This is a genomic window from Streptomyces sp. BE303 (assembly GCF_036290945.1).
In the GTDB taxonomy this organism is placed as follows: Bacteria; Actinomycetota; Actinomycetes; order Streptomycetales; family Streptomycetaceae; genus Kitasatospora.
In genome coordinates, this window is sequence record NZ_JAQYWZ010000826.1 from 45,353 (window position 1) to 69,550 (window position 24,198).

The following is a 24,198-nucleotide window of genomic DNA, read 5'->3' on the forward strand; positions in this document are numbered from 1 at the left end:
GGGTGCCGACGGGCGGTCACGCCGGCTCCGGGAGCGGCTTCACGGCGACCCGCTGCCGGCCCGCCGCGGCGACCGCGAACGCGACGCCCCCGAACGCCAACGCGCAGCCGTAGGCCGCGTGCGATCCGGTGGTGTCGGCCAGGCGCCCGCTGACCGCGGAGCCGGCGGCCACCCCGAGCCAGATCGCGGTGGCCTGCCAGGCCATCGCCTCGGTCCGGCGGGAGGCCGGGACCCCGTCCTGGACGAGCAGCATCCCGGCGACCATGGCCGGCGCCGAGGACGCGCCGGCCAGGGAGAGCACCAGGACGGCGACGACGACGTCGTTCACCAGGAGCATCGGCGCGATGCCGAGCGCCATCAGGGCCGTCGCGCCCAGCAGGATGCGGGTGGTCGACAGGTTCCACTCGCGGGCCCCGTAGGCCACGCCCGCCACCGAGCTGCCGATCCCGTAGGCGGCCAGCAGCAGGCCGGCCAGCCCCTCGCGGTGCAGCTCGGTGGTGAAGGCGACGGTGGCCATGTCGATCGAGCCCCACATGGCGCCGAAGCAGAGGTTGACCCCGGAGATCACGGCGACCGGCCCGAGGAACAGGGCGCTGCCGGCCGGCCTGGGACCGGTCGACCTCGGGGGTTCGGTGGCGGTGCCCAGCGCGAGCAGGACGCTCCCGCCGCACACCAGCACCAGCGAGCAGACGATCCCGGCGGCCGGGTCGACCCCGGTCGCCAGGAAGGTGGCGACGATCGGCCCGAAGATGAAGATCACTTCATCGACGACCGATTCGAGCGCGAACGCGGTCGACATGATCGGCGACCCCGAGAGCAGCCCGCTCCACCGCGCCCGCACCATCGAGCCGATCGCGGGCGTCGCGGCGCCCATCACCGCCGCGGCGGGGAACAGCGTCCACAGCGGGGCCCCGCGCAGCGCGGAGAGGACGAACAGGGCGCCGTCGACCGCGCCGACGGCGGCGCAGGCCAGCAGGATCCGGCGCTGGCCGATCCGGTCCGCCAGCCGCGCCAGTTGGGGCGCGGCCACCGCGAAGCCCACGGCGGAGGTGGCGGACAGCGCCCCGGCGGTCCCGAACTCGTACCCGACGGAGCGGATGAAGAGCAGGATGCTGATGCCCGTCATGCCGATCGGGAACCGGGCGAGGAGCCCGGGGATCACGAAGCGGAGCGCACCGGGGGTGGTCAGCGCCAGGCGGTAGCGGTTGACGCCCGAGGGTGCGCCGCCCCCGGGCGCACCGTTGCGTGCGCCGTCGGGTTCGGCGTCATGTGCGCCGTCGGGGGCGCGGTCCACGGGCGCGCCGACCGGAACGCGGTCCGCGGGCACGTCGATGTCGGGTTCGGGTCCGGCCGTCACGGGATCAGCCCGCCACCGGGTGACCGATGAAGTCCCCGAGCAGCGCGGCCAGGGCGTCCGGCTCCTCGAACTGGAGCGCGTGGCCGGTGTCGAGCTCGTGCACCCGCAGGTCCGGGTGGGTGGCGAGGAACGCGCGGACGCGGGCGTTGTCCACCAGCTTGTCGCGGGTGCCGAACACGGCCAGCAGCGGGAGCGGACCGATCCCCGCGAAGTCCTTCTCCGAGCGGACGGCGATCTCCTCCCAGGCGTCGATGGTGCCCACGGTGATCCGCAGCAGCCGCAGCTCGTCGGCGTCGATGAACGCGTGCCACTCCGGGCGGTCGGTGAAGTCCGGGGTGCGCAGCGGGATCTGGATGAAGGCGCGGTCCGGCTCGGGGGTCAGTCCGAGCTCCTCCGCCGCGATCAGGGCGGCGTCGATGGAGCGGTCGAGGACGTCGTTGTAGCGGTCGTTGAAGAAGAAGCCGGGCGAGGTCATGATCAGGCTGCTGATCACCTCCTGACCGGCGAGGCCGGTCGCGACCACGGTGGCGATCTGGGCACCGAAGCACCAGCCGGCCAGGTGGATCCGGCCGTAGGAGTCCTTCAGGTGGCGCAGCAGGTGGGCGATGTCGTCGACGGCGAGCTGACCGGCGGGGATGTGCCCGCGGCCGTCGTTGAGCCCGGAGCCGCGGAAGTCGACGGCGACGAAGGCCGTCCCGGGCAGCTGCCCGAGGCGGGTGCCGAGCGGTGCCTGCCAGCCCGAGTGGCTCATGCCGCCGTGCAGCATGACGACGACGTCGTCGGCCTGCGCGGGGCCCCAGACCCGGTAGTGGGTCCGGTAGCCGTCCGGCTGCTCGAAGGTCAGGACCTGCTCGGTCTCGGGGGTACGGGTGGTGGTCATCGGTTCTGGGTGTCCTCTCCGTCGGTCGGCAGCTGTCGCGCCCGGAGTTCGGCTCCGATCGCGCGGATCTCGTCGGTCGTGTCCAGGACGCGGCCGGTGGGGTCGGTGGTGATCTGGGTCAGGACGGCCACGTGGAGCCTGGCGACGGCCTCGGTCACCGCCTGCGGGAGCAGGCGGCCGTCCGCGTTGACGGTCAGTTCCAGGCGGGACTGGCCGATGTCGCGGCCGACGTTCACCAGGAAGGGGACGTCGGTGTGCTCGAACCAGCGGACGTCCGTGATGACGGCGCCGCCGTCGGCGGCCTCGGCGTAGGCCGGGAACTCCGTGTAGTTGAACAGCGCGGGGAAGAGCGCGACGCGTCCGAGGGCGTCGAGCCCGGCGTCGGCGCCGGCGGCGACATCGGCCGCGGGGCCGGCCGCGCGGTCGTGGAGGACGTCGCGGGCGACGGCCGCGGTCGGGTAGCGGCGGTGCGGCAGGGCGCGCGCCTCCGCCCGGAACACCGCCTCGACGAGCTCGTTCCAGGTCCGGTCGTCCAGCCGGGCCCGGTGCGGCTGGAAGTTGAGGAACATGCCGGTCATCCGCTCGGCACCCTCCGCCTCCGGCCGGCCGTGGGTGAAGACGCCGGTCACCACGTCCTGCCGACCGCTGATCAGCGCGAGGACGCGCAGGTGGGCGGCGAGCATCAGGTACTTGGGCGGGCAGCCCGCCTGCCGGGCGACCTCGCGCAGCGCGGCCTCCTGCCCGGCGGGCACGGTGAGGGTCGTCTCCGTCCAGCGGCTGCCGGTGCCGTCGGGTGCGAAGCGGGGCAGCGGCGTCCCGGGGTGGTCGCGCAGGACCTCGCGCCAGAAGGCGCGGGACTGCTGCGAGTCGCGGGCCGCGACCTCCGCCCTGACGTAGTCGCGGTAGGCGGGAGCGGGCGGCACCGGCGACTGCGGCGCCGGCCCGGACGGGCTCTCCCCGGAGGGCCCGTCCCCGGACAGGCTCGCCGCGTACGAGGTGAGCAGGTCCCGGACGAGCAGCGAGAGGCTCCAGCCGTCGATCACCGCGTGGTGGAAGCCGAACGAGAGGACGAAGCCCTCCGCTCCGGTCCGGTGGGCGGCGAACCGGATCAGACCGGGCCGGTCCCAGGTGAAGCCGGAGCCGCGCTCGCGCTCGAACCACTCGTCGGCGGCACCGGGCCGCCCGGTGGCGTCGACCACGAGGTCGGGTTCGACCGCGGCGTGGACGTGCTGCAGCGGCACCGGCCGGGCGTCCAGCAGGAACGCCGTCCGCAGGGTCGCGGTGGATGCGGTCGCCCGCCGCAGCGCCTCCCGCAGGGCCTGCTCGTCCAGCGGCAGCCGGACGGTGTAGGCGAACACGTCGTGGTAGGCCGACTGGGCCGGGTCCCGCCGGGTGGCCCCGATCATCTGGAGCTGCATGGCGGTGGCCGGGTAGGCGTCGACGACGCCGTCCGGCAGATCGGCCGTCGGTGCCGGAAGGCCCTCACCCGCCGGGACGGGTTCGTCCTGCACGGCGTCCCGGTCACGGCTCTCCAGCCGGTGGGCCAGGGCGCGGGCGGTGCGCAGCTCGATGACGTCGCGCATGACGGCCGCCGGGAACAGCTTGCGGATCTTGGCGAGGATCCGGATCGACGTGATGGAGTCGACGCCCGCGTCGAGGTAGTTGGCGTCCACGGCCAGGGCGTCGACGCCCAGCGCGGTGGCGATGATCCCGGCGATCGCCGTCTCCGCCCCGGCGGGACGGTCGTCCGCCGCCGTGTGCGGCGCCGCCGGTGCGGCCTCCGGCGCCCGGGTGCCCGGGAGCGTCAGCGGCTCCCCGGTGTCCGGGGCGGCGACCTGTCCCGGCGCGTCCGGGGCCGCGAGCGACTCCAGCGCCTCCAGCAGGCCGTCCAGGAACCGCTCGACGGCGGAGGACTTGATCCGGCCGGGGTCGTGGCAGACCGCCAGCCGCATCACACCGTCGAACTGGTCCTTGTGGACGTGGACGACCATCGGGAAGCTGGTCAGTTCGAAGTACCGGGCGCCGTCGATCCGGACGCCGTCCGCCGGACCGGTGTAGGCGTGGAAGTCCGTGTAGTTGAACACGACGTCGAACTGCGGCCCGCCGCGCAGGCGTTCGATCTCGGCGAGCGGGAACCGCCGGTGCGGGAGAACCGCCCGCTCCGCGGCGAAGACCGCGGCGACCAGATCGGGCCCGGGCGTCTCCGGCACCTCCACGGGGAGCGGCACCGTGTTCAGGAACAGACCCACCATCTCGGTGCCGCCCGGGACTTCGGGCCGGCCGTGGCCGACCAGGCCGGTGATCAGGCGGGCGGTGCCGGTGAGGTCGGCCAGTGCCGCGCAGTGCGCCGCCAGGTAGACCGACTTCAGCGGCGCACCGAGCCCGGCCGCACTCCGCCGCAGCCGCTCGGCGAGTTCCGCCGGGACGTCCCGTTCCAGGGTCGCCGTCTCGACCGAGCCGTCGGGCTGCGGACCGGCCGGGAGCGTGGCGGGGAACCCGGCGAGCAGGCGCCGCCAGGCCTCCTGCTCCGCAGCGCTCGTGGCGCTCGCCCGCTCCAGCGCGACGTAGCCGCCGAACCCGGGTTCCGCGGCCGGTTCCGCCGGCTCCCGCCCGGCGAGCAACTCCGCGTAGCGCTCGCGGATCCCGGCCACCACGAGGGCCACGCTCCAGCCGTCGAGGATCAGGTGGTGGAACGAGACGCCGAGGTTGAACCGCGTCGCGTCCCGCAGGTGGACGCGGAACCGGACCGGCGGGGCCGCCAGGTCGAAGGGGCGGAGCTTCTCCTGCTCGACCCACTGCGCGATCGCCCGGTCCTGTCCGGCGCGGGCCAGTCCGGTGAGGTCCACGACCTCCACGGCGGCGTCGGCCCGCGGCAGGACGATCTGCAACGGCTCGCCGTACCGCTCCAGGTCGAAGCAGGAGCGCAGTTGGGGGTGGCGGGCCACCGTCGCGGCGATCGCCTGCCGGACCTGCCCGGCGCGGACCTCCGCGTCGGCCTCATCCGGTTCGGCCCCGCCGGAGCGGGCCTCGCCGGAGCGGGCCTCACCGGAGAACTCGTAGTCGAAGATGTCGTGGTAGACCGGCGAGTCCTCGTCCAGCAGCGAGTGGTAGATCATCCCCGACTGGAGCCTGGTGAGGGGCCACGCGTCGAGGGCGTCCGCCGGCAGCAGGGCCCGGTCGGCCGGGCCGACGAGCCCGAAGGGCCCCGGGTCCGCCGCGGCGGCCGGCTCCTGCGGGTCCCGCTCCTCCAGCGCGGCGGCCAGTTCGGCCACCGTGGGCAGGGCGATCACGTCGCGCAGTTCCACGGCGTAACCGGCCTCGCGCAGCCGGGCCGCGACCCGCAGCGCGAGGATGGAGTCGCCGCCGAGCGCGAAGAACCGGTCGTCGGCGCCGACCTCGCCGACGCCGAGCACCTCGCGCCAGACCCGGGCCACCTCGTGCTGACGAGGTCCGGCGAGCGCGGCGGCGCTCCGGGCCGACGCGCCGGCGGCGACGGGGTCGGGCAGCGCGCGCCGGTCCAGCTTGCCGTTCGGAGTGGTGGGCAGGTCCGGCACGGCCACCAGGTACTGCGGGACGAGGAACTCCGGCAGCCGGCCGCGCAGCCTGGACCGCAGGTCCTCCGCGTCGAGCCCGTCGCCCGTGGGCACCACGTACGCGGCCAGCGCCTGGGCGGCGCCGGTGGTGTGCACGACGACGGCGGCGTCCTGCACGCCCGGCAGCTCGCGCAGCACCGCCGCGACCTCGTCCGGCTCGACGCGGAGTCCGCGCAGCTTGACCTGGTTGTCGATGCGCCCCAGGTACTGGATCCGGCCGTCCGGCAGGAAGCGGGCGAGGTCCCCGGTCCGGTACAGCCGGGCCCCGGGCTCCGTGCCGTACGGGTCGTCGAGGAACACCTTCGCCGACAGCTCGTCCCGGCGGTGGTAGCCGGCCGCGACGGCCACGCCGCCGATGCACAACTCGCCCGGCACGCCGACCGGTTGCAGCACCTGGTGGCGGTCCGTGACGTACAGCCGGACGTTCGCGATCGGTGTGCCGATGGGCACCACCTGGCCGGGGTAGTCGAGGGTGCACGCCCAGTGCGACACGTCGATGGCGGCCTCGGTCGGCCCGTAGAGGTTGTGCAGTTCGCAGTCCAGCGCCCCGGCGAACACCTCCAGCGTCCTGCGCGGCAGCGCCTCGCCGCTGCACACCACCCGCCGCAGGGAGCCGCAGTGCTCCGCCAGCTCCTCCGCCTCCAGGAAGACGTTGAGCATCGAGGGGACGAAGTGGACGGTGGTGACCCGGTGGTCGCGGATGACGCGCTTCAGGTACTCCGGGTCCCGGTGCCCGCCGGGTTCGGCGACGACGACGGCCGCGCCCACCATGAGCGGCCAGAAGAACTCCCAGACGGACACGTCGAAGCTGTAGGGCGTCTTCTGCAGGACCTTGTCCTCGCCGGTCAGGGCGAAGGCGTCCTGCATCCAGTGGAGCCGGTTGGCCAGCGAGTCGTGCCGGTTGATCACGCCCTTGGGCTGCCCGGTGGACCCGGAGGTGTAGATCATGTAGACGGGCGAGTCGGGACGGAGCGCGCGGACGGGGTCCGCGTCGTCCTCGGTGTCCAGGGCGGGGTCCGGCAGGACCAGCAGGGCGGCGCCGCCGGTGCCCGTCGCTTCGAGCGCGGCACGGTGCCGCTCCTGGGTGAGGATCAGCGGGAGGCCGGCGTCCTGGATCATGAACTCGATCCGGGCGGCCGGGTAGTCGGGGTCGATCGGCACGTACGCGCAACCCGCCTTGACGATCGCGAGCAGCGCGACGACCATCTCGACGGAGCGCTCCATGTAAACGCCGACGAACGGGCCGCGCGACACGCCGCCCGGCGCGTCGCCGAGCCCGGCGCGCAGCGCCCGCGCCACCTGGTTGGCCCTGCGGTTCAGCAGGTCGTAGGTGAGCAGCCGGTCGCCGTACTCGACCGCGACGGCGTCCGGGGTGCGGCGGACCTGCTCCTCGATCACGTCGACGACCGTGCCCGGCGGGTACGCCTTCGCGGTGTCGTTCCAGGTGTCGAGGATCAGGCGCTCCTCGTCCTCGCCGAGCATCGACGGAGCGCCGACCGGGGCGTCGACGGAGGTCGCGAGCGCCCTGAGCAGCCGCGCGTAGTTCCCCAGCAGCCGCTCGGCGGTCTCCGGGTCGAACAGGTCCGTGTTGAACTCCAGCTCGAACTCGTAACCGCCGTCCGTCCGGGCGATGTAGAGCATCAGGTCGAACTTGGCGGCGGTCCGGCGCACGGGGCGGTAGCGGGCCGTGGCCTCGGGACCGAGGTCCAGCTCCGGCTCCGGCCCGAGCAGGGTCAGCATGGTCTGGAAGACCGGGTTGTGGTTGACGGCCCGCTCGGCACCGAGGGCTTCCAGCACCTTGGGGTACGGGGCGTCGCCGTCGTCGAGCAGCCGGTCGGTCGCCTCCCGAGCCGCCTCCAGGAGGTCGCGGAACGGCGCCTCCCGGTCGACGGGCAGGGCGAGCGGGAGCGTGTTCACGAAGCAGCCGACCAGCGACAGGTCCGCCTCGGTCGGCCGGTTCAGGACCGTGGTGCCGATGGCGAACCCGTCCTGGCCGGTGTACCGGTTGAGCAGGGCCGCGTACGCCGCCAGGAAGACCGGGAAGGCCGTGGCCCGGCACTCGCGCCGGCCCGCCTCCAGCAGCGGCTCGACCTCGGTGAGCGGCACGGTGAGCGTACGGCTGCTGCCGCGGAAGGTCGGCCGGGCCTGTCTGGGGCGATCCAGCGGCATGCCGAGCAGGTCCGGGCTGTGCGCCAGCGAGTGCCGCCAGGCCTCGATCTGCTCGGCGTACTCGCCGCGCTCGAAGGCCGCCCTGCTGCTCCGCACGAAGTCGCGGAACGTGGCGGCCGGTCCGGGGCGCCGCACCGGGTTCCCCGACTCGGTGATCGCCCGGACGTCCTCGCCGACCTCCTCCAGGACGAGGCGCAGACTCCAGTCGTCGACCACGATGTGATGGGCCGTCAGTGCCAGCAGCCACCGGTCCTCGGGCAGGGCGACCAGGAGGGTGCGCAGCAGCGGAGCCGCGCCGAGGTCGAACGGCCGGTGGTGGTGGTCGGCCAGGAGGTGCTCCGCGCGGGCGTCGGCCTCGGCGGGCTCCAGCGTCCGCAGGTCGGTGAAGTCCAGCGTGTCCGGGACCGTTGCGAGGACCTCGGCGCGCGGCAGGCCGTCCGGGGCCGCGCGGAACCGGGTGCGGAGCGCCTCGTGCCGCTCGACGGCCGCCCGGACGGCGCCGCGTACGGCGGCCGGGTCGACCTTGCCCGCCAGCTCGAAGGCCAGGGATTCGTTGTACGCGGGTTCGTCGGGGCGGGCCAGGTGGTGGAACAGCCACAGGCTCTCCTGGGTGTAGGAGAGGGAACCGTCGTCTTGCGTGCTGGATATCAGGGTCATGACATTCCATCTGCCGCGAATGGACTGGTTTGTCTAACTCAAGACTGCGGGGTCGGCCGGCGGTCGAACGCCTGCCGAACAACTACCGAACGCCGCACGGGTTTCAGGCCCGACGGCCACCCCGCCCCGTCGCACCCGGACCGCCCCGGGGGCCGGCCCCGGACCCGGGTCCGGGCGCGACGGGGCGGCGGCCGGAGGGCGCCGCTCGGCGCCCCCGGCACGGGGCAGGACGCGGGAGTCAGGACGCGGAGGCCGACGGGGGCGTCCGGCCGTCACCGCCGGGCGGCGAGCCGCCCGGCCGCGCCTCGAACCACACCCCGGACCGCGCCTCGGGCTACGCCTCGAAGGGGTCCAGGACTTCGTCGAACTCGCCCAGCAGCCCGTCCAGCGTGGCCGGTCGCTCGGCCGCCGCCGGGGCGGGCTCGGTGGCGATCTCGATACACTCGGCCGCCTTCCGGGCCAGCCGGACCGCCGCCTCGGCGCTCTCGGCCTGCACGATGACGTGCCCGCACCGGTCCTCCGACCAGCGCAACTCACTGACGACGGAACCTGGTTCGACACTCACGGCGGCCACGACCACACCGTCGAGCTCCCGCGCCCGGGCCAGCCCCGCCACGGAGACGACCGTCCCGGGCGCGGCCGTGAGGAAGCGGACCGCCGCAGCGCCCCGCGCCGGCCGCAGATCGGCCAGAGGGGCGGACGGTCCGGCCAGCCGGTACGTCGCCTCCTCCAGGTCCACGCCGTACACCAGGCGCACGAGGTCGTTGATGAAGTCCCCGCCCCGCCGGCAGTGCGACTCGACGATCCGCGGCCCCTCGGCCGTGAGGATCATCTCGGTGTGCGAGGGCCCGTCCTGGAGGCCGACCGCATCCAGCAGACGCACCGTCAGGTCCCTGATGGCGGAGAGCTGTTCGCCGTCGAAGGAAGCCGGCACGACGTGCCCGAGCTCGACGACCCCGCCCTCGGTGTCCTTAGCGGTCACCGCGACGACCGTGTGCCGACCCGCCTCCGAGAAGGCCTCGACACTCAACTCCGGTCCCACCAGGAGCTTCTCGACCAGGAAGTCCCCGATGCCGAACTCCTCGCACCAGGCCCACACCTCGTCGACCTCGTCGACCGAGCCGACCGGCCGCACCCCCAGGCTGCCCGAGCCCTTGGTCGGCTTCACCATCGCCGCACCGTGCGCCGCGACGAACTCCGCCAACTCCTCGCGGGTGGGATTGACCACGAACGGCACCGCCGCGATCCCCTGCTCGTTGAGCAGCGCGCGCATCACCGACTTGTCGTGCAGCAGACGCGTCGTGCGGGCGCCGTTCCCCGGCAGCCCCAGCAGGTCGACCAGGTGCCCGCCGACCAGCTGCGCCGCCTCCGTCTGCGTCACGACGCGGGTGAGGGGCCGCACCCCGTGCAGCGCCCGTGCCAGAGCGACGACGGTCGGCACGTGCTGATAATCCACCAACAACAATTGATCGCAATGCGGGACGACCGCCGGATCGAATTGCGAAGGCTTCTGCGCATAAACGACGTCGACATTCGCCGGCCCGGCTTTCCGGACAAGCCGAATGCTGTCTCCAATAACCAGAACTCGCGGTTTCGCCATTGAAACAGTCCCCCTACTGGCCATGAACAACCCGCCATTGCGCGATGGCGCACCTGTGCGCCGACCGTTCGCCCCCGGTCACCGCTCCCCCGGCTTCCGGCGCGACCAGTCGGCGTCGCACGCTGATACGTGTGTGAGGCTCTAACACCCGCCCGGCGCAGCGGGGAGCAGGCGGCCGGGACAACGTCCGGGTGCGCCGCGCAGCACACCGCCGAACCGTCCGTTCATTTCCGCCTCCCCCCGTGGACCGATCCCGGCAGATCCACGCCGGGCTGTGCAGGATTCGACGAGGCACCCCGGCTCGTTGTTCCGCAGAGCCGCCCCCGGGCACCCTCGACCGCTCGGTGCCTCGATCAGCATTCCGGTGAAACACCGGCCCGTCAAGGCCCTGCCGCCGCCTGGCGCAACTGTTCTCCCGCTATTGGCAGACAGCACCTCGGGGGTACACGGCTCTCTCCACACCCCTTCCGTCACTCGGCCCCGCCGGCGCCCCGGCGGCGGAACTCGGCCGGCCCGCAGCCGTGGTGCGCACGGAAGCGGCGGGTCAGGTGCGGGTGGTCGGTGAAGCCGGCGGCGGCCGCGATCTCGGCGAGCGGCAGCCGGGTCCGGCGGACCAGGTGGCCGGCGACGTCCAGCCGGACGGCGGCCAGTTCGGCCTGGAAGGTCGTCCCCGCCCGGGTGAAGGAACGCTGCAGGGTACGCGGCGCGACGCCCAGTGCGGCGGCCACGGCGGAGAGCCGCCAGTCCGCCGCCGGCTCTCCCGCGATCAGTTCCCGTGCCGCACCCGGCAGGCCGGTGGCGGACGCCCCGGCGGTGGAGGGCCGGGCGGGACCGGGCGGGCCGGCCCGCTCGTCCCACCGCAGCCGCCACCCCCGGACGGTGGGCGCCGGACCGGGCCGCCAGGGTGCGTCGGGTGCCAGGACGGCGCCGTTCGCGGCGAGCAGCGCCACCTCGACCGGGCGTCCGGTCACGGCCGCCACAGCGGCGGTGTGCACCGCGCAGACGAAGACGCTCTCGGCGGACACCGGATCACCGCCCAGGTAACGCCGGTGACCGACCGTCAGCTCTCCCGGTCGCAGCACCGTCCGGGTCCGGTGGCCGACGTGGAGCCAGAGCTCGACCGGACGGGCGCGGGCGATCAGCGCGGCCATGTCGTCCCCCGTCATCAGCGCGCGCAGCAGCGGATCCCGCGGCCGCTCGAAGAGCAGCCGCCCGGCGTCGGAGACCGCCTCCCGTCCGCAGCCGTACAGCGCACCCAGCAGTTCCCGGTGCACGCCCTCGGGCACCGGGGCACCGGCGGCGAGCAGCCGACGCACGGTCCGCCCGGCCGGCCCGAGCGGCCCGGACCCGTGCCGGAGCAGCGCGGCGAGCGCGGCGCCGGCCAGCTCCGGGTGGACGGTCCGCGCCATCTCCCGTACGGCGGTGGGCACGGCGCGATGCTACCGGCGGCTGCCGGGGCCCGCGGCGGTGGCGCACTGGTACAAGCCGGCGCCCGCACCCGGCCCCAGGCTGGCCGCCATGAACGTGAACGGAAAGCGCATCCTCGTCACCGGCGGCACCAGCGGGGTCGGCCTCGCCCTGACCGGGGCCCTCACCGCCGCCGGGGCGAGGGTGGTGACCTGCGGACGGCGGGCGGACCGGTCGGGGGCCGGCCTCGGGTCGTTCACCGCCGACCTCGCGGTGGCGGGCGAGGCGACGCGGGTGGTGGACCTCGCCGCCGGGTTCCTCGGCGGACTCGACGTCGTGGTGGCCAACGCGGGCGTGCAGCACCTGATCGACCTGACCCGGGGGCCGGACCTCGAGGTCCTGGCGCTCGCCGAGCAGGAGCTCGCGGTCAACCTGCGCTCGGTGGTCGAACTGGCCGCCGCGAGCTGGCCCCACCTCACCGGCCCCGCCGCCGGGAGCGCCGGAACCGCCGGAACCGCCGGGAGCGCAGGGGACCCGGGCCGTTCCGGGAGCGCCCGCAGGGGCGCCGCCCGCGGCGGCGGCCCGGGCCGCGAGACGGCCTTCGTCGCGGTGACCTCGGGCCTGGCCTACGCGCCCAAGAAGTCGGCACCGGTCTACTGCGCGACCAAGGCCGCCGTGCACACCCTGCTCCGGTCGCTGCGCTACCGGGCCGAGGACGAGACCCCGTGGCTCCGGGTCCAGGAGGTGGTGCTGCCCCTGGTGGACACGCCGATGACGGCCGGCCGCGAGGGCGCCGCCCGCAAGATCCCGCCGGCCCTGGCCGCCCGGGCCGTCGTCCGCGGGCTGGAGCGCGGCCGGCCGGTGATCGCGGTCGGCGTCTCACGGACGCTGCTCGCACTGCTGCGGGTCCACCCGGGGACGGCCTACCGGATCCTGCGGAACAGCTGAGGCGAACGCGCCGCCTCCCCCGGCCCGGCGGCGCCGCGGTTCAGCGCTTGACGGCCACGCCCCCGTACATCGCGATGCTCGCGTCCCGCACCGGCGCGGCGTCCGGGTCCGGGTTCCAGTGGTGGACCAGCGTGACCCCGGGGTCGAGCAGGTCGTAGCCGTCGAAGAAGGCGAGGGTCTCGGCCTTGTCCCGGATCTGGAGCGGGATGCCCCGGGCGTTGTACTCGCGACCGACGCCGCCGACGCCGACCGGGTCGGTGTCGCCGGTGAAGACGGTCAGGGCGAGGAAGCTGCCGGGGGCGAGCCGGTCCATCAGCCGGCGGACGATGCCCTGCGGGTCGTCCCCGTCCAGCACGAAGTGCACGATCGCGATCAGCGAGAGCGCCACCGGCCGGGAGAGGTCGAGCACTTCGCGCAGGCGCGGCGAGTCCAGGATCGAGTCGACGTCGCGCAGGTCGGCGTCCAGGTAGGCGGTGCGGCCCTCCGGGGTGCTGGACATCAGGGCGCGCGCGTGGGTCAGCACGATCGGGTCGTTGTCGACGTAGACGACCCGCGCATCCGGCGCGACGCCCTGGGCGATCTCGTGCACGTTGGGCGAGGTGGGGATGCCCGTCCCGATGTCCAGGAACTGCCGCACGCCGTGCTTCTCCGCCAGGTGGCGGACGACGCGCTCCATGAAGGTGCGGGTCGTCCGCATCGAGACCGGGAGGGCCGGCCAGGCCTTGACGGAGGCGTGGGCGGCGACCCGGTCGGGCTCGAAGTTGGTCTTGCCGCCGATGAGGTAGTCGTAGACCCGCGCCGAGTGCGGGACGTCCATCCGCAGGTCGACGCCCGTCCACCCGGTCTGTTCCCCGCCCCGGTCCCCCGATACCCAGTCAGCGCGCGACATCCTCGCCCTCCCCTTCGACCCCGTTGTCGTTTCCGTGTCACCCGTGCCCGGCCCCGGCGATCAGCCGGGCGGCGGACCCATGGTGCGCATGGTAACCGTAATCCGCAGGTGGTGGCCGCGAGTTCCGGGCCCCGGGGCGGGCCCCCGGGCGGCCCCTCGGACGGGCCGCCGAGCGGCCTCCGGCCCGCTTCTGCGGCCACGTCGGCCCCCTGCGCCGCACCGACCCGACCCGCACCGCCCCCACCACCGTCCGGATCACTTCCCTGATCGCTGCCCTGATCGCTGCCCGCGCGGGCAGCGGGCCCGGCCCGCACCCCGTGTGCAGCGTCGGCCGGCATCGGCAACACCCCGATCACCGCCATGCTGGCCCACCTGGCCGCCACCGGCTCCACCCGCCGGGTGGTCACCGTCCACGGCGACCGCGACCAGCTCTCGCACGCCTTCCGCGCCGACCTCACCCGGCTCACCGCCAAGCTCCCGGCCGGCACCGCGCACGTCTTCTACGAGCGGCCGCTCGGCGACTGGCCCGCCGACCGCACCGGCCTGGTCGACCTGTCGACGGTCGAGGTCCCGACCGGGACCACCGCCTACCTGTGCGGCCCGCTGCCCTTCCTCCGCTCGGTGCGGGGGCAGCTGCTGGCGGCGGGCGTCCCCGCCGCCGACATCCACTACGAGGTGTTCGGTCCGGACCTCTGGCTCGGCCGGGACGCCTGAGCACGACCGCCCCGCCCGGCCCCGCTCCGGCGCCGCGCCCCCGCGGCGTGGTGCCCTGCCGCCCGGCCGGCCCGCTCGGTACGATCACCGACGGGCCGGCCGGTCCGGCGCCGGGGCGGCCCCGGCGGAGCCCTCACCGCCGCACGGCTGGACGCCGTCGACAGCGTGGTGACCGGCTGCGCCCTGGCGATCGCCGAGACCGGCACGCTCGTCCTGGACGGCGGCCCGGGGCAGGGCCGCCGGCTGCTCAGCCTCGTCCCGGACCACCACGTCTGCGTCGTCCTGGCGCCCGGCCAGGTGGTCGCGTCCGTCCCGCTCGCCCTCCCCCGACTCGACCCGGCCCGACCTCAGACCTGGATCTCCGGCCCGTCCGCCACCAGCGACATCGAGCTGAACCGGGTGGAGGGCGTGCACGGTCCGCGCACCCTGGAGGTCGTCCTGGCCACGCCCCGGTGACGGGCCGGGCTCACCCGACGTCGCGCGCGAAGGTCCCCCGCTCCCCCAGGTTCCAGGCGACGACCCGGCGCGGGCGGACGCGGATGATGTCCCGGCTGAAGTAGCCGGGCGCCACCGGCGGCACCTCCACCGCCAGCGTCTCGGCCTCCCCCCTGATCTCGACGCCGCGCCCCCACCCGCCCGCGACCGGGTCGTCGGCCGGGGCCATGTCGTCCACCAGCACGGCGACCTCGGGGCGGGCCTGCGCGTTCAGGTACTTCCGGCTGCGGGCCATGTCGGGTCCGCCGATGTCGATGGTGCCGTCGTCGTTGAGCCGGAAGCCCACCGGACGGACCTGCGGGCGGCCGTCGGGGCCGATGGTCGCCAGGCGCGCCAGCGGTTGGGCGGCCAGGTAGGCGAGTTCCCTCGCGGTGAAGATCATGCCTGGACCCTAGAAGCTCAAGCGTGGTTGAGGTCAAGCTCTCCCGGTCAGCCTGACCGGCCGGTTCTGCCGGGCCGGAACGGGCCTCCGGAACGGGCCTCCGGGGCGGGCCTCCGGGCGGGAGGTCAGGTCGGCCGGGCGCCCGGCCGGGTCGGGCGGATCCGCGTTGCCCGGCCGGGCCCGCCCTACGCGGGGCGCAGCTCCAGGGTGCAGCACTTGGGGCCGCCGCCGCCCTTGAGCAGCTCGGAGACGTCGACCGGTACCGGCTCGTACCCCTGCTCGGTCAGCCGCGCGGCCAGCGCCTTGGCGGCCTCCGGCAGGAGCACTCGGCGCCCGTCGGAGACGGCGTTCAGCCCGAACACCTCGGCGTCGGCCCGGTCGGCGAGGATCGCGTCCGGGTAGAGGCTGCGCAGCAGTGCCTGGCTGTCCGGGGTGAACGCCTCCGGGTAGTACATGACCTGGTCCTCATCGAGGACGGCCAGCGCGGTGTCCAGGTGGTAGAAGCGCGGGTCGACCAGGGTCAGGCTGAGCACCTGGACGCCGAAGAGCGCGCGGGCCTCGGCGTGCGCGGCCGGGTCGGTGCGGAAGCCCGTGCCGGCCAGCACCCGGCGACCGGCCACCAGGTGGTCGCCCTCACCCTCGTTGACGTGCCCGGCCCGCTGCACCTCGCGGTAGCCGGCGGCCCGGAACCAGGCCTGGTGGGCGTCCGACTCGCCGGCCCGCTCGGGGTGGCGGAAGGTCGCGACCAGCGCCCGGCCGCCGAGCACGGTCGCCCCGTTGGCCGTGTAGACCATGTCGGGCAGCCCGGGCACCGGATCGATCAGCTCGACGGTGTGGCCGAGCCGCCCGTACAGCGCGCGCAGCCGCTCCCACTGGAGGACGGCGAGCTCGGTGTCGGTGGGCCGGGACGGGTCCATCCAGGGGTTGATCGTGTAGTCGACCGTGAAGTACGTCGGCCGGCACATCAGGTAGCGCCGCGGTTTCGCGGCGCGCTCCGGGATTCGGTTCGGCATGCGGCGACCTCCGCCGTCCGGGGGTGAGGGGTTCGGGGTGCTCGGTGCTCGGTGACGGCTGCGGGGCGGTGGCCGCCGGGCGAGGTGTCCGGTCGGGCGCCGGGACCGTGCCGCGCAGTCCAGAGGGCCGCTGCCCGGACGGCGCCGTTCGTACACCCGCGCGGGAACGCCGGACGACGCAGTCCCCCGCGCACCCGGCGCATCCGCCGGCGCGTCCCCCGGCGCACGGGGAGCGCACCCACCCGCCCGACTCCGACCGGCCCGAAGGGCGGGCGGCCCGCCGGTCACCGGGCCGCGGAAGCGGAAGGGCCGCCGCCCCGCGAGACCGGCAACCGGTCTCCGCCGTAGACCTCCTGACGCCCCGCCCGGTCGTACGGCCCGCCCCGTCGCCGACCTCCCGGACCACCCCCGCCCACCGCCGGAGGGCTCCCCGAACGGTACGTGGCCGATCTCACGTACCGCCACCGGCCACCTACGGTGGCGTAGGTTACTTGAGACAGTGAACTATCTCCTTCATGCCGAATCTCCAGGAGACCCTTGACCTCAGTTCGTACGTCGCCATCGGGGACAGCTTCACCGAGGGCCTGAACGACCCCGGCGTCGGCGGTGCCTTCGCCGGCTGGGCCGACCGGCTCGCCGGGCTGCTCGCCGACGGGCAGCCCCCGGGCGACTTCCGCTACGCCAACCTCGCGGTGCGCGGCCGGCTGCTCGACCAGGTCATGGCCGAGCAGGTGCCGCAGGCCCGGCGCATCCGGCCCGACCTGGTGACCTTCTGCGCCGGCGGCAACGACATCCTGCGACCCGGCAGCGACCCGGACGAGGTGGCCGAGCGGTTCGAGGCCGCCGTCGTCCAACTCGTCGAGGCGGCAGGGACGGTACTCATCTGCACCGGCTTCGACACCCGCGGCGTGCCGCTGCTGAAGCACCTCCGCGGCAAGATCGCCACCTACAACAGCCACATGCGGGCCGTCGCCGACCGGCACGGCTGCAAGGTGGCCGACCTCTGGTCGCTCCGCGCCGTCCAGGACCGCCGGGCCTGGAGCGAGGACCGCCTGCACCTCTCCCCGGAGGGCCACCAGCGGGTCGCCCTGCTGGCCGCCCGCTCGCTGGGCCTGCGCACCGCGCAGGACCCGGAGGCGCCCTGGCCGGTCCTGCCGGTGGCGTCCCCCGCCGAGCAGCGCCGCGAGAACCTGCAGTGGGCCCGCGAGTACCTGATCCCCTGGGTCGGCCGCCGCCTGCGCGGCGAGTCCTCGGGCGACCACGTCGAGGCCAAGCGGCCGGAGCTCATGCCGCTCTGACGCCCCGTCGGAGACTCGACCGGACCACCGGCCCCCGGATCCGTCCGGAGCCACCGCCGCGCCACCGCCGCGCCACCGCCGCGCCCCGACCGGCGGTGGCACCCGGCCCGCGGCTGCCTCAGACCCGGCGGCCGGGCGGGCCGGCCCGCCCCGCACCCGCGTGCACGAGCGCGGCCAGGACCGCACCGACCAGGTACCAGAGCAGGTCGGGCGGGTTGAAGGTGGAGCCGAGCACCAGCCGGGCGAGCGCACTGCGGTGGGCCAGCTCCTCCGGGACCCCGGTGAGCTGGAACAGCTCGACGGCCCAGCTCAGCCCGGCCGCCCACGCCCCGGCCGCGACCGGCCGCAGGCCCGGCGCCGCGGTCACGGCCAGCGCGTACACCAGCACCGTGTACAGCGCGTCCCCGGCGTACTTGGCGACCTCCCCGCCGACCGCGGCGCGCACCCCGAGCCCGGCCGCCACCGCCAGCACCGCCGCCACCACGGCCACCGCACGCACGGCGCCGCGCCCTCGAAGATCATCCATTCCGGTACCCTAACCAGCCGCCGGACCCGGCACCGACGGCCGGCGCCGCTCCGCCGACGTCGGGGACTCGACCGCGGCGGCGACCGCGAGCCGGGGGTGTCGCCACGGCCTCCCCGCAGCGCCTTCCGCGCCCCCGCCCCCGCCTCCCGCGGACCGTTCGGAACCGCCGCCGCCCCGCCCGACGTCCCTCCCTCCCGGCGGGCCGCGCCTGCGGCCCGGTAACCTGCTGGCCGGTCCGTGTGGGACCGGGTCCGTGCGGGTCGCGGGCGGGAACGACAGAACAGGGCGGGGCACAGTGACGCAGCTGACCGATGCGGTGAACGGGTCCGGGGTGGCGGCGGACACGACGGAGGCCGGGCAGGGCCGGGGACGGCGGTTCGCCGTCGAGGGCTTCGCGCCGCGCCAGGACGGCCGGTCCCGCGACCGCGGCAAGGACCTGCGCACCCGCACCCCGCGCGAGCGGCACGCCGAGTTCGCCCCTTCCGGCGACCGCCCGTCCGCCGTGGCGGCGATCGAGGCGTCCAACGCCGGCCGCCTCACCGATCTGGTGCCGATAAGGCTGGGCCGGATGGCCGCCACCCCGTTCGCCTTCCTCCGCGGCTCGGCCGGTCTGATGGCCGCCGACCTCGCGGTCACCCCCACCAGCGGGATAACCGCCCAGCTGTGCGGCGACGCGCACGCGGCCAACTTCGGCCTGTACGGCGACGCCCGCGGCCACCTGGTGATGGACATCAACGACTTCGACGAGACCGTCCCGGGCCCGTGGGAGTGGGACCTCAAGCGGCTCGCGACCAGCCTGGTGCTGGCCGGCCGGGCGGTCGGCGCGGACGAGACCACCGCCCGCCGGGCCGCGTTCGACGCGGCGGGCGCGTACCGCCGGACCATGCGCACGCTCGCCAAGCTGCCGGCGCTGGACGCCTGGAACGCCGTCGCCGACGAGCAGTTGGTCTCCTTCGCCCAGGCGCACGACCTCACCGAGGTCCTGGAGAGGGTCGGCGCCAAGGCGCTCGGCAACACCAGCGCACGCTTCGCCGCCAGGTCGACCGTGCGGGCGGAGGACGGCGGCCACCGCTTCACGGCGGCGCCCCCGGTGCTCAGCGAGGTGCCGGACGACACGGCCTCCGCCGTCGCCACCGCGCTCGGCGCGTACGTGCGGACGGTCCCGGCCGAACTGCACCCGCTGCTCTCCCGCTACCGGGTGCAGGACGTGGCGTTCCGGGTGGTGGGCACCGGCAGCGTCGGCACCCGTTCGTACGTGGTGCTGCTCACCGACCACCGCGAGCAGCCGCTCGTGCTCCAGGTGAAGGAGGCGCGGCCGTCCGTGCTGCTGCCCCACCTGGCCCGCGCGGGCTACCCCGTGACGACGCCGGAGGTCCACGAGGGCCGCCGGGTGGTGCTCGGCCAGAAGCGCATGCAGGTGGTCAGCGACACCCTGCTCGGCTGGACCACGGTGGACGAACTCCCCTACCAGGTGCGGCAGTTCCGCAACCGCAAGGGCAGCGTCGACCCGGCCGCGCTGCTGCCCGCGCAGCTGGACGACTACGCCCGGATCACCGGCGCCCTGCTGGCCCGGGCCCATGCACACACCGCGGACCCCGGCCTGATCAGCGGCTACTGCGGCAAGAACGAGGCGCTGGACGAAGCGGTCGCCGGGTTCGCGGTGGCGTACGCGGACCGCACCGAGGCGGACCACGCCGAGCTGGTCGCGGCGATCCGTGCGGGCCGGCTCCCGGCCGAGCACGGGGTCTGACGCCCCCCCGGGGCCCGGCCCCGGTCCGGCCGGACCCGCGGGAGCGGCCGGCCGGGGCCTCAGGACCCCGCCGGCTCCAGGAACGGCGCGACCGCCGCCACGAACTCCGCGGGCCGGGTCCGGTGCACCAGGTGCCCGGCCTCGACGGTGACCGCCCTCCCGTCCGGGAGCAGCCCGGTCAGCTCGGCTATCCGGTCCTGCGGCACGTGGCTCGCCGGGCCGCCGGCCACCACCAGGGTGGGCGCGGTGATCGCCGTCATCCGCTCCAGCCAGCGCGGGTCCGGCCGGTCCATCCGTCCCTTGACCGCCTTCACCACGGCCCAGTCGAAGTCGATCGGGCCGGCGGGCCGGTCGGGCACGGGGCTCGCCGGGCGCGGGTGGGGGGCGGGGACGTCCTCCAGCACCAGCCGGGCGACCCGCTCGGGCCGCTCCTGGGCGACCAGGTAGGCGACCACGCCGCCCATCGAGTGCCCGAGCAGGTCGACCCGCTCCAGCCCGAGGGCGTCCAGGAAGCCGAGCACGTCGTCGCGCATCAGCTCGACGGCGTACCGGCCGGGTCGGCCGCTGTCACCGTGGCCGCGCAGGTCGAGCGCGTAGACGCGGTGGTGCGGGGCCAGGGCGGGCAGGACGTCGTCCCAGTCGGTGGCCCGCTCGCCGAGCGCGTGCAGCAGCACCAGCGGCGGGCCGTCGGCCGGTCCGCTCTCCCGGTAGGCGAGGGACAGCTCGGGAAGGTCGACCGTGCGATGAGCAGTCATGCCGCTCACCGTACGGCGCCCCGGCCGGCCCGGGGACGGAGCGGCCGTTCGCCCGCCGCTCAATTCCCCGGTCCCGCACCGGAGGCGGATCCGGACGGCGCGCCGGAGGCCGGAGCCTGGGCCGCTCCGGGCGCCGAGGCCGACGCCCCCGCCCCCGATCCGGGTCCCCCCTCCCGCGTCTCCTCCGCCGGCCGCTCCGGAGCCTCACCGGTCCGCGTCCCGCCGTCCCGTCCCGCGGCCCGGCCGGCGAGCATCGACGCCACCACCGCCAGGCCGGCCACCGCCGCACAGACCGCGGTCGCCCACGCGTACGCGGCCCGGTGTCCGCCACCGTCGCCCGTCGCCCGCAGGTAGACGCCGGAGAGTGCGGAGATGCTGACCGCCGCCGCGATCCGCTGCGCCATCTGCAGGATCGCCCCGCTCACTCCGGCCGCCTCGGACGGCGCGTGGCGCAGTACGTACGCCTGGTTGGTCGCCGTCATCAGTCCGACCGCCGCGCCGCCCAGCAGCTGCAGCAGCGCGAGGAGCCACGGCAGCGGCCCGGCCGGAGCCCAGTGCGCGACCAGGCCGCCGGCCAGCATCACCAGCGCCGAACCGGTCATGCCGGCGGTGACGGTCCGCCGGCCGAACCGCTGGACCACCCGCCAGGCGACCGCCGAGGCGAATCCCATGGCCACCGCCGAGGGCAGCGAGACCAGGGCCGCCCCCATCGGCGAGAGGCCGAGGCCGTCCTGCAGGAACATCGTCAGCACCAGCCCGGCCGCCAGCGAGGAGCCGAACTGGGCCATCGCCACCGCCGTGCCCAGCGCGTACGGCGCCGAGCGGATCAGCGCCGGGTGGATCAGTGGGTGACCGCCGGCCCGGGCGTAGCGCCGCTGCCACCAGGCCAGCGCGCCGAGCAGCAGCACCGCCCCGGCGGCGAAGCCGAGCCAGCCGGTCCAGCCGGGCGGCTGGACGAACGGCAGCATCAGCGCGAGAGTCAGCGCGGCGACCAGCAGCAGGCCGACCAGGTCGAGGTCGGCGTGCCGCGCGCTGGGGCGCGGGCGCGGCAGGTAGCGGGCGGCCAGCAGCACGGTGGCCAGCCCGAACGGGACGTTGAGCAGGAAGGTGATCCGCCAGCCGTACTCCGGTCCGACGACCGCCAGCACCGCGCCGCCGACGGGCGGGCCGAGTGCGAAGGCCAGCCCGCCGGTGACGGCGTAGAGGCCGAGCGCACGGGCCCGCAGCTGGCCGCCGAAGACGTCCTGGAGGGTCCCGATCATCTGCGAGTTCACGAGTCCGGCGCCGGCACCCTGGAGCAGCCGGGCGGTCACCAGCACCCACGGTTCGGTGGCGGACGCCGAGAGCAGGCTGACGACGGTGAACAGGGCGAGCCCGGAGACGAAGAACCACTTGCGGCCCTTGACGTCGCCGAGCCGCCCCCCGGGTATCAGGGCCAGTCCGAAGGCCAGCGAGTAGCCCGCGACGATCCATTGGAGGTGGGCGGGCTGGGCGTGCAGCGACTCGCGCAGCGCGGGGATCGAGGTGTTGAGCACCGACTGGTCGAGCAGGGTGGTGAAGCCGCCCGCGACGCAGACCAGCAGCACGCGCCGCCCGGCGGCGTCGAAGCGCTCCTTGACCGGCGGGGTGGACGCCGCGCGGTCGGTGGTGGCCGTCACGGCACGACCACCACCAGCGCGTACCGGGCGTCCTCCGGGCCGGGGCAACGGAAGCGGGTGGTCTCGGCGACGAACCGCAGGCAGTCGCCGGCCGCCAGCGGCTGCGCCTCCCCGTCGACGGTCAGGTCCAACCGGCCCTCCAGCAGCCAGAGGTGGTGCTCCACGCCGAGCGCGCAGGGCCGGTCGTAGGCGATGTCGGCGCCGGCCGGCAGCCGCCCCTCCACGATCTCGGCGCGCAGCGAGCCGTGCGGCGGTGAGACCGACCGCCGGACGAACCCGGTCGCCTCGTCCCGCCAGACCCACTGCTCGTCGGCCCGCACCAGCCGCGCGGGCGCCGACTCCACCTCGGCGAGCAGCCGCGACATGGTCCGCCCGTAGACGGCGCAGAGCCGTCCGAGCAGCGCCGCCGTCGGGCTCACCTCCGCCCGCTCGACCCGGGACAGTGTCGACCGGCTGACGTCCGCCTGCCGCGCCAACTCCTCCAGCGTCCACCCGCGTTCGACCCGCAACTCGGCCAACCGCCCTGCCAGCCGCTCGTCGGCGGCCGTCTCGATTCCCATATCCGCGATCCTATCCCGGATATGGGATCCGCTTCGGGGCTTCCCGCCTGCCGTCCCACGGCGGGGTGGCGGAGCCGCGCACTCCCGCCGGTCGGCGCCGGCGCCGGGGGACGGCACGGTGGCCGACCCGGGCTTCACGGTGGCCGACCTGGGCTTCTGCGACACCGGCCGCCGATCATATGATGTCCGCGACCATGGGCCGGACGGCCCACGCGCATCACGGGGGATCACATGTTCGGCATCATCAGACCGTGTCGGCACCGGCTCTCCAAACGGTTGCAGGCCACGTGGATGGCCCACCTCTGCGGGCTCTGCCTCGCCCTGCGGGACGACCACGGGCAGCTGGCCCGAACCGCCACCAACTACGACGGTCTGATCATCTCGGTCCTGGTCGAGGCCCAGGCCGCCGCCGACGCCCCCGGCGGGCGGCGGACCGCCGGGCCCTGCCCGCTGCGCGGCATGCGGACCGCCTCCGTCGCGCGGGGCGAGGGCGCCCGGCTCGCCGCCGCCGTCTCGCTGACCCTCGCCTCGGTGAAGATCCGCGACCACGTCGAGGACCGGGACGGCGTCTTCGCCCGCCGCCCGGTCGCCGCCGGGGCGCGCGCGGTGACCCGGCGGTGGGACCGGCGGAGCGCGGGCAGCGCGTCGGTGGTCGGCTTCGACACCGCCGTCCTGCTCGACGCGGCGGCCCGCCAGGGCGAACTGGAGCGCGGACTGCAGGTCGGCGGGTCCGTCCTGCTGGTCACCGAGCCCACCGAGAGCGCCACCGCCGCGGCCTTCGCGCACACCGCCGTCCTGGCCGGCCGGCCGGGCAACGCCGCACCGCTGACCGAGGCCGGGCGGCTGTTCGGCCGCCTCGCGCACCTGCTGGACGCCGCCGAGGACGAGGCCGCCGACGCCGCGAGCGGCGCGTGGAACCCGCTCACCGCGACCGGGACCGCCCGCGCCGAGGCCGAACGCCTCTGCCGCGACGCCGTGCACGGCATCCGCCTCGCACTGGCCGAGGTCGAGCTGACCGACCGCACCCTGGTGCACGTCCTGCTCGCCCACGAGACCGAACGCGCCGTCGAGCGGGTCTTCGGCCCCGCCGCGCACACCGCCGCCTGCCGCACCAGGACCGGCTCCGGGGCGGCCGGCGCACCCGGCACCGCGCCCGCCGGCTCCAACCCGTACCAAGCACCGCCCCGGCACGACCCGGACCAGGCCCCGCCGCAGGGCCCGGGCGCGCCCGTCCCGCCCTGGATCCCACAGGGCCCCGGCTTCACCCCGCCCGGCGCCCCACCGCCGGACCGCCGCAACCTGCTGGCCGGCTGCGCCATGTGGGCCCTGATGGCCTGCACGTGCCAACTGTGCTGCTGCGAGCACGAGGACCCGTTCTCCCGCGAACGCCGCGAGGGCTGGTGCCACCAGTGCGACTGCTCCAACTGCTCGGACTGCTGCGACTGCTGCCAGTGCTGCGGGGAGAACAGCAGCTGCTGCTCGGACTGCGGGTGCGGCTGCGACGGGTGCGGCTGCGACTGCTGAGCCCCGGCCGGCCGCCACCGGCC

16 protein-coding genes and 2 pseudogenes are annotated in these 24,198 nt (G+C 75.3%); 6 read left to right on the forward strand and 12 right to left on the reverse strand.

From position 1 onward, the window contains the following. Positions 1–16: 16 nt before the first annotated feature. From PUR56_RS28925 to PUR56_RS28945, 5 genes are all read right to left on the reverse strand, one after another. Positions 17–1,357, reverse strand: coding sequence for an MFS transporter (locus PUR56_RS28925; protein WP_329951099.1), 1,341 nt, complete (start codon positions 1,355–1,357; stop codon positions 17–19). A 4-nt stretch (positions 1,358–1,361) separates the two neighbouring features. Continuing rightward, positions 1,362–2,237 carry an alpha/beta fold hydrolase gene (locus tag PUR56_RS28930; protein ID WP_329881831.1) on the reverse strand — a complete coding sequence of 292 codons (876 nt, stop codon included), beginning with the start codon at positions 2,235–2,237 and terminating at the stop codon, positions 1,362–1,364. Then, positions 2,234–8,656, reverse strand: a complete 6,423-nt coding sequence (locus PUR56_RS28935) for a non-ribosomal peptide synthetase (protein ID WP_329951100.1) — start codon at positions 8,654–8,656, stop codon at positions 2,234–2,236. The genes PUR56_RS28930 and PUR56_RS28935 overlap by 4 nt, the downstream gene beginning before the upstream one ends. Before the next feature lie 334 nt (positions 8,657–8,990). Next, positions 8,991–10,097: an ATP-grasp domain-containing protein gene (locus PUR56_RS28940; protein WP_329951101.1), complete on the reverse strand. Its 1,107-nt coding sequence runs from the start codon at positions 10,095–10,097 to the stop codon at positions 8,991–8,993. Positions 10,098–10,726: 629 nt separating this feature from the next. Beyond that, positions 10,727–11,686, reverse strand: a complete 960-nt coding sequence (locus PUR56_RS28945) for a helix-turn-helix transcriptional regulator (RefSeq protein WP_329951102.1) — start codon at positions 11,684–11,686, stop codon at positions 10,727–10,729. Between the two features lie 88 nt (positions 11,687–11,774). On the opposite strand from PUR56_RS28945, the gene PUR56_RS28950 reads away from it, so the two are divergent. Then, the gene (locus tag PUR56_RS28950; protein WP_329951103.1) at positions 11,775–12,611 is read left to right on the forward strand and encodes an SDR family NAD(P)-dependent oxidoreductase; all 837 of its coding nucleotides are present in this window, start codon (positions 11,775–11,777) and stop codon (positions 12,609–12,611) included. 40 nt (positions 12,612–12,651) lie between these two features. Here PUR56_RS28950 and PUR56_RS28955 read toward each other — a convergent pair whose 3' ends face one another. Next, a complete protein-coding gene (locus tag PUR56_RS28955; RefSeq protein WP_380362985.1) occupies positions 12,652–13,500 on the reverse strand; it encodes an SAM-dependent methyltransferase in 849 nt (282 codons plus the stop codon). Positions 13,501–13,824: 324 nt separating this feature from the next. Between PUR56_RS28955 and PUR56_RS28960 the strand changes: the two are divergent. Both PUR56_RS28960 and PUR56_RS28965 read left to right on the forward strand, forming a co-directional pair. Beyond that, positions 13,825–14,214 (forward strand): annotated as a pseudogene (locus tag PUR56_RS28960) (hemin transporter); the annotation flags it as partial. A 129-nt stretch (positions 14,215–14,343) separates the two neighbouring features. Further along, positions 14,344–14,670 (forward strand): annotated as a pseudogene (locus PUR56_RS28965) (LutC/YkgG family protein); the annotation flags it as partial. Between the two features lie 10 nt (positions 14,671–14,680). Here PUR56_RS28965 and PUR56_RS28970 read toward each other — a convergent pair. Both PUR56_RS28970 and ddaH read right to left on the reverse strand, forming a co-directional pair. After that, the gene (locus PUR56_RS28970; RefSeq protein ID WP_329951104.1) at positions 14,681–15,091 is read right to left on the reverse strand and encodes a PPOX class F420-dependent oxidoreductase; all 411 of its coding nucleotides are present in this window, start codon (positions 15,089–15,091) and stop codon (positions 14,681–14,683) included. A 185-nt stretch (positions 15,092–15,276) separates the two neighbouring features. Further along, on the reverse strand, positions 15,277–16,104 hold the full coding sequence (ddaH, locus tag PUR56_RS28975) for a dimethylargininase (protein WP_329881819.1): 828 nt from the start codon (positions 16,102–16,104) through the stop codon (positions 15,277–15,279). 515 nt (positions 16,105–16,619) lie between these two features. Here ddaH and PUR56_RS28980 point away from each other — a divergent pair. Next, the gene (locus tag PUR56_RS28980) at positions 16,620–17,402 is read left to right on the forward strand and encodes an SGNH/GDSL hydrolase family protein (protein ID WP_329951105.1); all 783 of its coding nucleotides are present in this window, start codon (positions 16,620–16,622) and stop codon (positions 17,400–17,402) included. A 118-nt stretch (positions 17,403–17,520) separates the two neighbouring features. On the opposite strand, the gene PUR56_RS28985 is transcribed toward PUR56_RS28980, so the two are convergent. Continuing rightward, positions 17,521–17,928, reverse strand: coding sequence for a ribosomal maturation YjgA family protein (locus tag PUR56_RS28985; protein WP_329951106.1), 408 nt, complete (start codon positions 17,926–17,928; stop codon positions 17,521–17,523). A gap of 295 nt (positions 17,929–18,223) precedes the next feature. Between PUR56_RS28985 and PUR56_RS28990 the strand changes: the two genes are divergently transcribed. Beyond that, positions 18,224–19,678, forward strand: a complete 1,455-nt coding sequence (locus PUR56_RS28990; protein WP_329951107.1) for a DUF2252 domain-containing protein — start codon at positions 18,224–18,226, stop codon at positions 19,676–19,678. A gap of 59 nt (positions 19,679–19,737) precedes the next feature. On the opposite strand, the gene PUR56_RS28995 is transcribed toward PUR56_RS28990, so the two are convergent. Genes PUR56_RS28995 through PUR56_RS29005 form a run of 3 tightly spaced genes read right to left on the reverse strand, consistent with a single transcriptional unit; the run spans position 19,738 to position 22,651 of the window. Then, complete coding sequence (locus tag PUR56_RS28995) at positions 19,738–20,433, reverse strand: alpha/beta fold hydrolase (RefSeq protein ID WP_329881815.1); 696 nt, start codon at positions 20,431–20,433, stop codon at positions 19,738–19,740. Positions 20,434–20,492: 59 nt separating this feature from the next. Beyond that, complete coding sequence (locus PUR56_RS29000; protein WP_329951108.1) at positions 20,493–22,091, reverse strand: MFS transporter; 1,599 nt, start codon at positions 22,089–22,091, stop codon at positions 20,493–20,495. Beyond that, the gene (locus PUR56_RS29005) at positions 22,088–22,651 is read right to left on the reverse strand and encodes a helix-turn-helix domain-containing protein (RefSeq protein WP_329881813.1); all 564 of its coding nucleotides are present in this window, start codon (positions 22,649–22,651) and stop codon (positions 22,088–22,090) included. Before PUR56_RS29005 ends, PUR56_RS29000 begins: the two co-directional genes overlap by 4 nt. A gap of 231 nt (positions 22,652–22,882) precedes the next feature. Here PUR56_RS29005 and PUR56_RS29010 point away from each other — a divergent pair, with 231 nt between their 5' ends. Then, positions 22,883–24,175, forward strand: a complete 1,293-nt coding sequence (locus tag PUR56_RS29010; RefSeq protein ID WP_329951109.1) for a DUF5685 family protein — start codon at positions 22,883–22,885, stop codon at positions 24,173–24,175. Positions 24,176–24,198 lie beyond the last annotated feature (23 nt).